The following is a 12,489-nucleotide window of genomic DNA, read 5'->3' as shown; positions in this document are numbered from 1 at the left end:
ATCAGCCCTGGATGCGATTGGTCCCGCGCAGGACGGTCCGGCTTTTGCTACCCGTCAATGCAATCGACTTGGTCCGGATCGTATCCAGAAAATGCCATGTCGAAACCGCTTTCTCGGGCGTGAGCGTGACCGTCATATAGCCGCGGTGGGCGGTGTCGGTCCATTGCAACTGGGAATTGGTTTCCGTCAGCGCCTTGGCGGCAACGTCGGGATTCGCCCCGGTCAGATAGGATTCGATGCCTGGAGAGGTCACGCTATGCCCGCCAAACTCCACACCGGCGGCGCCGTCATCCGTGGCCAGGTCAAACGCCCAGGCGTTGTGGCTGTCCCCCGACAACACGATCAGATCCGCATCGGCTTGCTGGGCGATCGAGAGCGCCCGCTCGCGCGCCTGGGGATAGCCGTCCCAGCTGTCAAAGTTGATCGGCAGGCCAATTCTGGCCGCCATCGCTCCGACCGCGAGGCGCTGTTTGGCAAAGGCGGGCGCATCGCCGGCGACCCAGTTGATTGCTTCCTGCGGCAGTTTCAGTTCGCCCATCACGCATTGCTGCGACCAGACCTGCCATTTCGTGCCGGAGGCTTTGGATTCCTGCATGGCAGACGCCAGCCAGGATTGCTGCTCGCTGCCGATCATTTCGCGTGCCGAATCCTGCCAGACATCGTCGCGGAATGTCTCCAGCGCTTTCTGGATGTCCTGCTGCCCTTTCAGCGCCGCGGCCAGATCGACCGGTTCGTTGCGGGCGCCAATCCGGCTCTCGGTCATGAAAATCGTTGCCAGATCGCCGATCTGATATTCGCTCCAGCGCGGACTGCCATATTCCATGTCGCTGACCGGCATCCATTCGCGATAGACCCGTTCGGCAACCCGTTTGCGCGTTTCCCAGTCGCCTTCGCTGCTGTCGTGGTTTTCCGCGCCATCGATATAGGCATCATTGGCAAATTCATGGTCATCCCACATCGCGATCATCGGCAGGACCTGATGGATGCGCTGAAGGTCGGGATCGCTGCGATAGGCAGCATAGCGCAGACGATAGTCGGCCAGCTGGACCATTTCGTGCGACGGCTGGATCATCCGTCCCGCCAGCATCTGTTCCTTCGACGGATAAGTTCCCACCGGATATTCATAAAGATAGTCGCCGGTATGCACCATCAAATCGAGTTCCCGATTCTGGGCCGCATGGGCATAGGCATTGAAATAGCCGAAGGGCAGATTGGAACAACCGACCACGCCGACGGTGAATTTCCGGGTCGGCCCTTCCGGAAGGGTCCGAGTACGACCGATCGCGGATTTTGATCCGTCAGGGGCAATGAAGCGATAAAAATACCAGTGGTTCGGATCGAGGCCCTGCACCGTGATTTTCGCGATATGGTCGCGATCGGCCAACGCCTCGACCTCTCCTGCGATGACGGTACCGGCGAATTCGGGGTTGCCGGAGATTTCAGCCGTGAGTTTGACATTCCCGCTTCCGACGTAGCGCGTCCACAGTAGCACCGACTGCTGCGAAGGCTCTCCGCTCGCTATCCCGTGGGTGAAGCCTTTTGCGCCAATCAGCGCCGCCGAAGCCGGCATGCCAAGCGCACCCAGGCCGAATGTTCCCATTGCCATCAACTGGCGACGATCGATATTCATAGTCATGATATTATCCCAAAATCCCCAAGGCGAGCAAAATAGCGAAGAACAAAGACAGGCTGATGACGGTGAACACCAATAGCGCAATCAGTCGGAAAAAAGTTTCTATTTTGCCGAGCCCATAAGCATGGCGCAACTGACGGTGCATGTGGAATAATGGATAGAACAATATCAGCGGCAACCATATCGACTCTGCCACTCCGATTGCGGCCAAAAGCGCACAGGTGATGAATAGCAGCGACATGAAGCTGAGCGAATAGGTAGCGAAAATCGCATGATCGTAAAAATGAAAGCCGCGCCGGCCGATCAAGGTCAACCAGACGAGAGGCAGCGATATCGGAATGAGCAACCATGCAAATTTATAACCATTGGCCTTGAGTTTATAGAGCAGAAGATCGGGATTGGCCGTGATCCGCCCGAATGCTTCGCGAAGCCACTTGTCAGTTGCTGACGATCCGGTGCTTATGCTGCTATCTTCGGTCAGCACATTGCCCTCCTTTATATCCTCCAGCCCTGTTTCAAGCTGGTCAAGATCACGGGGCGTCAAATTGCCGGTATCGGCCTCGCCATCGCTCAAGCTCACATCCGGATAGGGCGTGTCTTCCCCGGTCAGATTCGACATCATGTTGCGACCTTTTTTAAGGTCGAGTATTTGCTGCTCGAGCTTGGCCCTTTCTTCGGGTGTTGCCTGAGACAATTGGGCGGTCTTGGCCTTTATCTCCTCATCGATCAGCCCGGGCTGCTCCGCAACCGCATCGCTCACTTGGTCATTCGCAACGGCAATCTGATCGCTTGAAAAAGGATCATCCAGAAAGGAAAAAACCGCAAACATCATGAAAACGGAAAAAAGGAACAAGGCTATTGGTGAAATGAACTTCGCCCGCTCGCCGTGAACGTAGCGCCGCGTCAGATTTCCGGGATTCCAGACCAATAGCGGCAGCGTGCGCCAGAACTTGCCTTCAAAATGCAGAACGCCGTGCAGAATATCGTGCCAGAACGCGCCTATGGACCGGTGCACATGCAGCGCCTGGCCGCAATTTGCGCAATAGCTGCTGGTCACAGGAGCGCCGCAATTCAGGCACTCGACACATTTTCCATTTGTAGCGCCGCTGCCCTCATCTTCCAATGATTTGACAACCAGATCCGCTTCCCTTGTGGTTCCCATTGCCTCCGCTTCCTCTGATATCAATCCTAGTTTGGCTTATCCGGTCAAGAAGGCAAGCTGCATTTTGCCATCCGCTGCCCGACGGGCGCTGGATAAAATTTAACCATTGAATATTATGATCCTGCGTTCATCCGTTGAAGTTGAGTAGTTGATGGAAAATGAAAGTCGCCTGATCAAGGAGTATAGCCGGCTGATCACCGCTATATTGTTCGCACTGTCGGCCACCCTGATTATTCTGCTCGTAACAGCGATGTCCGTTACGGAACCGCTGCCCATTCCCATTTCAGTCTGGCTGCTCTTGATCCTCTTGCAGGCCGGAAGTCTGTACTATTTCAGTCGCGCTCAAGACCGCAGCCTCGGAAACGCAGCAACAGCGGAACATGACGAATCACCCACAGCCAGAGGACAATTCGAGGAGCAGGTGCAAAACAATGCAACCATCTGCCTGCCTGAACGGGCCAGAAATATGCATAGCGGCTCGGGGCTTCCAACGCGCGAAACACTGGCCGCCAGAATGACGGACGACATCGGCAACGGTCTGGCGCAAGGCGTCCTCGGCGTTATCCGCTTCAGCGACTATCAGCGGCTGCTGGATTTTGACGAAATATCTGCTTCTGAATTTCTGACCAAAATGGTCGATCGGCTTGTCGGAGCTACCGCATCGCAGCGATTGTTGTCGCACGTCGATCATGGAACGATAGCCATATGGTTCGCTGGAACGGACGAGATTGAAGCCAAGAAAAGCGAATTGGCCGCCCTGTCCTATGCTTTGAAAAACGAGTTGGTTCTGGATGACAAAGTCATTCGACCGACCGTGGAAACGGGTTCGGTGGTCTTTCCGATCGACGGGAATGATCCCAAAGTCTTGTTGAACAGGGCTATTTCGACAATCAACCTCCGGCAATCAAAAGATGGCATCAGCAACTATTCGAAGCCGGTCGAGGACGACGCCAAATTTCGCTATACTATCATCCAGAAGATTTCCCATGCCATCGACAATGACGAACTGAGCCTGCACTATCAGCCGATAGTCAATCTTGCTGCCGGCAAAATCATCGGCGCAGAAGCCTTGCTGCGCTGGCCCCAGGCAAACGGCGAGATGTTGTCACCTGCCGTGTTCATCCCGATTATCGAGGAATCGGATATTTCGGACCGGCTCGGCCTCTGGACCATCAACACTGCCTGCCGCGAAGCTAGCCAGTGGGGGAAAAGCGGAATGGGCGACACCAAAGTGGCAGTCAATTTGTCTGCTCGCCAGCTGAGAAGCGCCCAATTGTCAGAGACCATCTTGCGCTCAACCCAGCTCCACGATTTTAGCACCGAGCGACTGGAGCTGGAGCTCACCGAAACCGCCGCGATGGAGGATATCGAATTTTCGGCCGAGATATTCGAAAGAATGCGGGTGAAGGGCATCAGTATATCGATTGACGATTTTGGTGCCGGCTATTCCAGTTTCAGCTATTTGAAAAATCTGCCTTTTGACAAGCTCAAAATCGACCGCGAATTTGTCAAGGACGTCGATCGGTGCGCAGACAATCAGGCAATTTGTGCGGCGCTGATCGCATTGGGTCGTGGGCTCGGTATCGCGGTCCTCGCCGAAGGGGTGGAACGGGAAGAGGAAGTGAACCAGCTGGCATCGATGGGCTGCATACTTTTTCAGGGTTTCTATTTCGGTCGCCCTGTTCCCTCCCACGCATTCTCTGCGCTCGGGAGCGATCAGACATTGGCGACAAAATTGCTGCCGCCGGTCGCAAGACGTCGGAACCAATTGACGAATCTGAGGTTGACGTCATAGCTATGTTAGAATGGAGCTCCCCCATGCTTAATAAACCAGGTTGTTTCCTCGTTCTGGTCAGCGCGCTCGCTATTTCCGCCTGCACCAATAAAGAGGGTATCGCACCCGGTCCTGTGCCCATAGCGGCGCCGACGGCAGGCAGCGTTACCACACGGACCGCTCTGGATCTTATGGGAAGCGGCGAAGAAGCCCAGGCCCGCGAAATATTGGAAACAATTCTGGCGAGCAATCCCGGGGACCGAACTGCCAGAAAATATCTCGACCAGATCATTGTTGATCCGGTAAAATTGCTGGGCGCGCAAAACTATAGATATCGCGTACAATCCGGAGATACCATGGCTTCGATCGCTCGAAACACATTGGGGGATTCCTCACAATTTTACGCGCTTTCGCGCTACAACGGAATCAGCGATCCGCGCAAAATCAACGCTGGCCAGATTCTCAAGATTCCGGGAACCGAGCCGAAGGCGAAAAAGCCGGAACCCGTCGCGAAGCCGGTGGTGAGAGAACGGCCGGCACCGCCACCGTCAGATGCGAGCACGTCAAATCCGAAACTGGCAACGCAATTGCGCGCTGAAGGGCTTGCTGCTCTCAATCGTGGAGCGATCGCGCGAGCCGTGAGCCTGTTGACCCAGGCGAGCCGACACGATCCTTCCAACCAGACGATCGCAGCTGATCTTTCGCGCGCAAAACGGATTCAGGCGACTGTGAGCAACTGAACCGGCATAAGACCGGACTTACTTAACCGGATTATAACTGTTCGCCCCCTACGATAAGACGTCCCCCCTACGATAATTTGTCGGCAGGCGAGGAAACAGACGGATTCGTGGAAGTCAGGTTATAATATGCAAGAGGTCGGTCGTTACAAAATAGAGCGTCGCATTGGTCAAGGAGCTATGGCCGATGTGTTTCTTGCTTATGACGACCATATTGATCGTCCGCTGGCAATAAAGATTCTGAAGAAGGAATTTCGGTCCAATACCGAATATGTAACGCGCTTCCTGCAGGAATCGCGCGCTGCCGGCGTGATGTCGCATCCCCATATTGTGACCATATATGACGTCGGCAAAGCCGATGGTTTTCCCTATATCGCGATGGAGCTCCTGAAAGGGACGCCACTAGACACGATCATCGAGAAACGTGGAAAACTGCCGCCGGAAGAGGTTATCAAGCTCGGTCGTCAGCTCGCCAGCGCGCTCCAATATGCCCATGACAACGGTATTGTTCACCGCGACATCAAGCCGTCGAACATCATGGTTTCCGACGATGGTGAGAATACGAAACTACTGGACTTCGGCATCGCTCGCCTGGTGGACGCGGATCGCAAAGCAACGCAGGCAAGCTATGCGCAGACCCAGGTTGGTCAAGTGCTGGGAACGCCGCGCTACATGAGCCCGGAACAGGCTCTCGGCCTGCCATTGGACCCACGTACCGACCTGTTCTCGCTGGGCGCGGTGCTTTACGAAGCAGCCACCGGCCATTGCGCTTTTGATGGCGAAACACTGGCAACGCTGGCTCTCCGGATCACCCAGTCGACGCCTGAACCGATAGAGCGTCTGGTTTCCGATTGTCCGGAAGGTCTCAGTTTCATAATCAACAAACTATTATCCAAAAACGCGGACGAACGTTTTCCGGACGGCGCGAGCCTTGGCAAGGCCTTGAAACGTGAAGAAATTTCGCATGAGACTCTGGGGACGGATGGCCGGACCCGTAGATTTCCGCTGGCCGTTCGTCTGTCCGCAATATTTGGTGGTGCCACTGCAATAGCTTTGGCGTTCGCATTATATTTCATTCTTGATCGCCAGGAGCAGGCACTTGCTTCCAATGCTTTGACATCGGGCAGCACGATTACCAAATTTGTCGCCAATCAGGCAGCGCTGCGAACGGTCGAGAATGCCGGTCTCGATCCTGCTCTGCAGGACTGGATTCCAGTCCAGGCCTTTATCACGTCGGCTGCAGAGGATACCGATGTTCAGAAGATCACCGTGATCGATGGCGACAATATCGTGCGTGCATCAAATGACGCGACACGAATCGGCAAACGATACACGCTTCCCAAAGAACCGATCGTGTTCAGCGAGAACGGACAGGCCATGACCTCTGCCGGCGATCACGGCCTGCGATTCAAGCATGACATCAATTATGCGGGCCGTTCATTCGGTAAAATTGACGTGGTTATGAACCGTGATTCTTTCGATAAGGCGATGCTCACATCCCGGACCTTGTTATATGGTGCTGGCCTCTCGATTCTCGCGCTGATCCTGTTGGTCAGCTTCATCATCGCGCAACGCCTGCAACGGCCGGTTCGGACATTGCGCAACGCTCTCGATGATGCGGCCACCGGCAATCTCGATTTCCGGATATCCCACCAGCGGAGGGACGAATTTGGCGAGCTGTTCGACAGGTTCAACACGCTGATGGAAAGCCTGAAAGCCAAAAGCAGCGCGGCACAAGACACTCGGGAAGAACCGCAGGATATGGGCGCTACGATCATTTCGTCGTCGGTCAACCGGGCAGCCTGATGCTGATATTGCGCTTGTTCAACAAAGCCGACCCTGCATCGCCGGTCGATGCCAGGATTATTGAAGACGACCCCATCACGATCGGTCGGGACCGCAGTTCCGACTGGATGATTGCAGACCCGGACAATCAGATTTCCCGCGTTCACTGCTCGGTGCAAAACTGGAATAACCGGCTGGTTCTGACCGATACTAGCTCGAACGGCGTATTTCTGAAAAATGGCGAAAAGCGTATCGCTAGGAACAGCCCGCATTCGCTTGAACCCGGCCAGCGCTTCTATCTCGGCAACTATTTTATAGAGGTTGCCCTCCCCCCCGAGGAAGAGGTCAGCGACAAGACCATGATCGGCCGAACCGACGCATTTGCCGATCATGCCGAGGCGGCGGCGTCACCGCACGCGGCAAGTCACTCTTCAGAACAGCCCGCTGACGGCGCTTTGCTTGCCGCATTTTGTCGCGGCGCCCGGATTGATGTCTCGGCACTGGTCGAAGAGGACAGCGTTGCGATCATGGAGCGCGCCGGCTCGATATACCGCGAGGTGCTCACCGGAATGAGCCGGCTCGTACAGGAGCGCGCCAAGTCTCGGGAAGTGCACAGCATGGACCGAACGACCATCGGCTCAGCAGACAACAACCCGTTCAAATGGGCCCCCGGCCAAAATCTTTCGGTCGATCTGCTCAAGGAGAACCGGGCTGGTTTTTTGCCCGCCGACGAAGCAATCCAACTGTGTTTTCAGGATATCGATGCCCACATGCGTGCAACCGAAATCGCGATCGACGGAGCGGTCCAGGGCCTGCTGGCCGCTCTCAGCCCGGACATCCTTGCCAGCGAGATTGACGCCGGCTTCGGTTTCAAATCCCAAAAGGCAAAAAGCTGGGACCATTTTGTCAATGTTCACGGCAACCTGTCGGTGGACGCGGGCGAGCGCCAGCAAGCCTACCAGCCGAGTTTTCGCCAGAGCTATAGCCAGGCGCTGATCAGCGACCCTGACCGGACAATCACATGACGCATGCAAATCGATCGCAGCCGATAAAACAGCCAGCGCACGGTTCGCTGGCCGTTGCATGGCGCACCCATATTGGTTTGGTACGCAGCATCAACGAGGACCGGCTGCTGGTAAATACCGATCACTCTATCTTCGCGGTCAGCGATGGCATGGGCGGGCATTTGCGGGGAGATATCGCAGCACAAAAAGTCGTCGACGCACTGGCAGAGGTGACCACTTCAACCGACCACCACCAGACGACCGAAGCTATTCGCGGGGCGATCGGGAAAGCCAATGCAGATATTTGCAAAGAGGCGCTGGGCCATGGCGTGGATGTTAGGATGGGAGCCACCGTTTCGGTGCTTGCCGTCACCGGCAACCGGTATTGCTGCCTGTGGGCGGGTGACAGCCGCATTTATTTGCTGCGCGACAAACAGTTGTCGCGGCTCACCAGCGATCACAGCGTCACCCAGGACCTGATCGACCGCAAGCTGATTACGGAAAGCCAGCGCAATTCGCATCCCCAGGCATCAGTGATCACTCGAGCTATAGGCATTTCATCCGACTTGGACATCGCAACAACCCGCGGTGATATGTTGCCGGGAGATCGTTTCCTGATTTGCAGCGATGGCATCTGCGGAATATTGGAGGACGACGAGATCCGCGAAATCATGCTGGAAGACACGGATAAACCGGCCGCCGATCATTTGGTGGAAGCCGTCATCAACCGCGGCGCCAGAGATAATCTGTCGTTCATCCTCGTGCACAACCGCCACGCCTGATCCGGAAATCCGCGAAGCCGGATTTGATCCTTCGACTATTATTCTGGATCTTCAGCGCAATTTACCGATCACTGGATCATGAACATCAAGATTAGGCTAGCGAGAGTTCTGGCTTGATTTATCTATATTTACCTGCGCCATTGACACCGAAAGTCTGTATCAGGGCAGTCATGTCAAATTCAAATGCACTTTTGGTTGCCTTGCGCCAGATTAACCGGGCGATCGATCTACACTCGAAAAAACTGGAGAAAGACACCGGACAGACGACCCCGCAGCTGCTGCTGTTGAAGGAGCTGGAAAAGGACGGACGGGCAAAGCCATCGGTCATCGCCAAATCGGTACATCTGTCCCATGCCACGGTGACGTCTATCGTCGACCGGCTGGAAAAGTCCGAAATGGTCACCCGTGAGAAAAGCGAAGATGACAAGCGCTCGGTAGACATAGTATTGACCGAAAAAGGACGGGACTGCGTCGAAAATGCTCCCGAGATGCTGCAGGAAGATTTTCTGATTTCATTATCGAAGCTGGAACCCTGGGAGCAGAATCTGCTCATCTCTTCGGTTCAGCGGATCGCGGTGATGATGGACGCGAACCGGCTTGATTCCGCGCCGATTCTTGAGGTCGGCGAAATCCAGCCCTAGGTCGACACGTCGGTGGCGACCTCGGTCATGACTTCATCAGACGGCAAGTCCCAGGTCAGGTGCCGGTCATCGAGTACGACCATATTCTTGTCGGTGATCAGCGTGCCGAGCGTCTTGTAGCCTAGCAACTGCATCGCTGACAATGTCGGGTTCCGGGCCAGAGCCATGGTTTCGTCGGACGAGAAATTTGTCAGGCCTCTCGCCAATTCGTCACCGGATTCGCCGTAAATATGAATGACATCGCCTTTGACATATGGCCCGTGAATGGAAAGCACGTCCTCCCGACCAATGTTCCGCCGGCCGGATTTGAAAGCTTCGGCGGTCGTCTCGTTTACCACAATGCTTCCCGCCATTTGCAGGCGATCCGATAACCAGTTGGCCCAGGCAGATTCAGGCCGTTCGTTGGCAAAAATCTTTGTATGGCGTCTCTCGTTGTTCAGGATGGAGGTCACCGGATGCTCATATTCGCCGTGGGCGATCCGCGTTTCGCACCCGGCATTTTGCGCCATATGGGCCGCCTGTATTTTCGTCAGCATCCCACCGCTTCCCAGGCTGCTCACACCTTCGGTCACCGCGAGATAGGGTGACACGTCGGTTACTTCCTCGACCAGCCGGGCGTCTGGCTCCGAGGGGTCCTTGTCGAACAGACCGTCAACCTGGGTGAGAATGATCAGTTCGTCCGCTTGCAGCATCTGCGCGATCTTTGCAGACAACCGGTCATTGTCGCCAACTCGGATTTCTTCGGTGGTGATCGTGTCATTCTCGTTAATGATCGGCATGATATTGGCATCAAGCAGCCGATCAACCGTGTTCTTGGTGTTGAGGAACCGTTTGCGGTCTTCGAGGTCCCGCAAGGTCACCAGTACCTGGGCGATCTCGAAACTATATTCGTGAGCAACTTGCTTATAGGCATTGAGCAACAAGGGCATGCCACATGCCGCCGCCGCTTGCTTGTCGCGCAAACCTGCGGTCTCGGGTCGCTGGCCGATCATATTCATACCCAGCGCGACCGACCCGGACGAACATAATATGACCTTCGCCCCGCTTTCCCGCAACCGCGCGAGGTCTTCCAACAGATTATGCATGAAAGCCCAGCGCGGCGTCAGCCGTTCTTCATTTGCCAGCAGGCTGGAGCCAACTTTCACAACTATTGTTTTGCCTTGTACCATTTGATGCGGTGCCCTTGTTATGATGCTATGGAGGTAGGGATGGAACCGGAAGGACGCAATAATTTAGTGATCAAAATATATAGTTTTCCGGGAGAGCCGTTAAGATAGGCATTTGTTGACATGCCTGCTTTGAATACTAAGGACATCAAGAAACATCCTGATAACCAACAATAAGAGAATGATTTGAAAAATATATTACTCCTCGGATGCGGAAATATGGGCGGCGCGCTGCTCAAGGCCTGGGCGGCTAACACCGCGCATAAATTTACCGTGGCAGACCCGGCCAAACCTGATCTGCCGGAAGGCGTATCTCAAGTGGATTCAGTCGAGCAGTTGGGCAACCAGATATTCGACTATCTTATCGTCGCGCTCAAGCCACAGCTTATTGACCAGGTTCTGCCTGACTATTTGCCCCGATTGAGTCCGGATAGTGTAATCAGCTCAATCGCAGCCGGCTATTCGGCCGAAAAGCTGGCCGGCCATGCACCGGGCCGCTCGGTCATCCGGATCATGCCCAACCTCCCCGCCCTGATCAGCAAGGGCGTAAGCGGCCTCTATGCGCACGGCGAGGTCCCAGAAACGGCATCTCGCGAAATAGAAGAACTCGCTCTCTGTTCCGGAACAATCGTATGGGTGGACAGCGAGGACATGCTCGATCGTCTGACCGCCGTAGCGGGCAGCGGCCCCGGATATGTTTTCGAAATGCTCCGCGCATATGTCGAGGCGGCTCAAGAACTGGGCTTCAGCGAAGAGGACGCCAAGAAACTGGTACTCGGAACCGTCCGGGGGACATTGGAACTGGCTCAAGAATCCGACCTGTCGCTTGAAGATTTGCGCAATAATGTAACCAGCAAGGGCGGAACCACCGCAGCCGGTCTCGACGCGCTGAACGGAACGGGCAAATATTCGGCCCTGATCAGCGAAACGCTGCTGGCTGCCTATGAACGGGCTGTGGAACTCAGATAAGGTAACTGCGCCGGGCCCAAATCCGGCCCGCCAATAATGATGACTCCGTTATCGCACTCCGACAGATCGGAACTGTTTCCCCGGTGCTGCGTAAGTGAATGACATCACACGCACCGCGGCATCCGCCGTTGCGATATTTTGGAGAAGATCATGAAATATTTTTGGAGAACACTCACCGCCGCTGCAGTTTCGGTCGCTGTCCGCACGGTTATGAAGAAGATGCAGGAAAGATCAGAGAAAAAGCAAGATGGCGCCAATAGCGTCAATGACCCCGTCTCGGCTCACAATCCTTCTTGAGCCAGTTGATCAAAAAGAGAGCATAACCCATGTTTAGCGACGATTTGCAGGTCGATATTGCCTTGCGCATTATCATTCTGGCCCCGATCGCGCTGCTGTGGGTGATGCTCACGGTCAAAATTGTCGGTCTCCGATCCTTTTCGAAAATGACCGCATTTGATTTTGTCGTCACCGTGGCGACAGGGTCACTTTTGGCAGGAGCGGTGACGGTCGAGACGTGGCCAGCCTTTATCCAAAATATTGGCAGCATCACCATGCTCCTCGCCTCGCAGTTTGCCATTGCCAAGTTGCGGAAGGCCAAGCCGCATATTGTCGAGGCTGCAACCAATGACCCGGTCTGGTTGATGAAGGACGGCATTTTCCTCGACGAGAATCTACAAATCACGAGGGTAACCCGCGACGATATTTATGCCAAATTGCGCGAGGCGAATGCCCTGCGGCTGTCAGAAGTGAGGGCAGTCATATTGGAGGCGACCGGTGACATCTCGGTGCTTCACGGCAACAAACCCGACGACGAGATTTTGCCCGCCCGCAATTGA

The 12,489-nt window shown here is 55.1% G+C and carries 12 protein-coding genes; 9 read left to right on the top strand and 3 right to left on the bottom strand.

The features are described from left to right. Window position 1: 1 nt before the first annotated feature. Both HUO14_RS00180 and HUO14_RS00175 read right to left on the bottom strand, forming a co-directional pair. On the bottom strand, window positions 2-1,636 hold the full coding sequence (locus tag HUO14_RS00180) for an alkaline phosphatase D family protein (RefSeq protein ID WP_176277893.1): 1,635 nt from the start codon (window positions 1,634-1,636) through the stop codon (window positions 2-4). 4 nt (window positions 1,637-1,640) lie between these two features. After that, the gene (locus HUO14_RS00175) at window positions 1,641-2,795 is read right to left on the bottom strand and encodes a DUF3667 domain-containing protein (RefSeq protein ID WP_176277892.1); all 1,155 of its coding nucleotides are present in this window, start codon (window positions 2,793-2,795) and stop codon (window positions 1,641-1,643) included. Window positions 2,796-2,946: 151 nt separating this feature from the next. Here HUO14_RS00175 and HUO14_RS00170 point away from each other — a divergent pair, with 151 nt between their 5' ends. From HUO14_RS00170 to HUO14_RS00145, 6 genes are all read left to right on the top strand, one after another. Beyond that, window positions 2,947-4,590, top strand: coding sequence for a putative bifunctional diguanylate cyclase/phosphodiesterase (locus tag HUO14_RS00170; RefSeq protein ID WP_176277891.1), 1,644 nt, complete (start codon window positions 2,947-2,949; stop codon window positions 4,588-4,590). 23 nt (window positions 4,591-4,613) lie between these two features. Next, a complete protein-coding gene (locus HUO14_RS00165; RefSeq protein WP_176277890.1) occupies window positions 4,614-5,309 on the top strand; it encodes a LysM peptidoglycan-binding domain-containing protein in 696 nt (231 codons plus the stop codon). A 126-nt stretch (window positions 5,310-5,435) separates the two neighbouring features. Continuing rightward, window positions 5,436-7,112, top strand: coding sequence for a protein kinase domain-containing protein (locus HUO14_RS00160; RefSeq protein WP_281365368.1), 1,677 nt, complete (start codon window positions 5,436-5,438; stop codon window positions 7,110-7,112). Further along, on the top strand, window positions 7,112-8,116 hold the full coding sequence (tagH, locus tag HUO14_RS00155; RefSeq protein WP_176277888.1) for a type VI secretion system-associated FHA domain protein TagH: 1,005 nt from the start codon (window positions 7,112-7,114) through the stop codon (window positions 8,114-8,116). The genes HUO14_RS00160 and tagH overlap by 1 nt, the downstream gene beginning before the upstream one ends. Then, entirely contained in the window at window positions 8,113-8,877 is a 765-nt protein-coding gene (locus HUO14_RS00150; protein ID WP_176277887.1) for a PP2C family protein-serine/threonine phosphatase, read from the top strand. The genes tagH and HUO14_RS00150 overlap by 4 nt, the downstream gene beginning before the upstream one ends. Before the next feature lie 170 nt (window positions 8,878-9,047). Beyond that, window positions 9,048-9,518, top strand: coding sequence for a MarR family winged helix-turn-helix transcriptional regulator (locus tag HUO14_RS00145; RefSeq protein WP_176277886.1), 471 nt, complete (start codon window positions 9,048-9,050; stop codon window positions 9,516-9,518). On the opposite strand, the gene proB is transcribed toward HUO14_RS00145, so the two are convergent. After that, the gene (proB, locus tag HUO14_RS00140) at window positions 9,515-10,687 is read right to left on the bottom strand and encodes a glutamate 5-kinase (protein WP_176277885.1); all 1,173 of its coding nucleotides are present in this window, start codon (window positions 10,685-10,687) and stop codon (window positions 9,515-9,517) included. The genes HUO14_RS00145 and proB overlap by 4 nt on opposite strands. Before the next feature lie 183 nt (window positions 10,688-10,870). Here proB and HUO14_RS00135 point away from each other — a divergent pair, with 183 nt between their 5' ends. The 3 genes from HUO14_RS00135 to HUO14_RS00125 all read left to right on the top strand — a co-directional run bounded on the left by HUO14_RS00135 (window position 10,871) and on the right by HUO14_RS00125 (window position 12,489). Then, a complete protein-coding gene (locus tag HUO14_RS00135) occupies window positions 10,871-11,653 on the top strand; it encodes a pyrroline-5-carboxylate reductase family protein (protein ID WP_246255097.1) in 783 nt (260 codons plus the stop codon). A gap of 150 nt (window positions 11,654-11,803) precedes the next feature. Next, the gene (locus tag HUO14_RS00130; protein ID WP_176277884.1) at window positions 11,804-11,950 is read left to right on the top strand and encodes a hypothetical protein; all 147 of its coding nucleotides are present in this window, start codon (window positions 11,804-11,806) and stop codon (window positions 11,948-11,950) included. Between the two features lie 29 nt (window positions 11,951-11,979). Beyond that, a complete protein-coding gene (locus tag HUO14_RS00125) occupies window positions 11,980-12,489 on the top strand; it encodes a DUF421 domain-containing protein (protein ID WP_176277883.1) in 510 nt (169 codons plus the stop codon).

Origin of the sequence: Parasphingorhabdus flavimaris, from assembly GCF_013371215.1 — a bacterium.
GTDB classification, from domain to species: domain Bacteria; phylum Pseudomonadota; class Alphaproteobacteria; order Sphingomonadales; family Sphingomonadaceae; genus Parasphingorhabdus; species Parasphingorhabdus flavimaris.
Note: the sequence above shows the minus strand (reverse complement) of the source record. Positions and strands in the feature narration are given on the sequence as shown.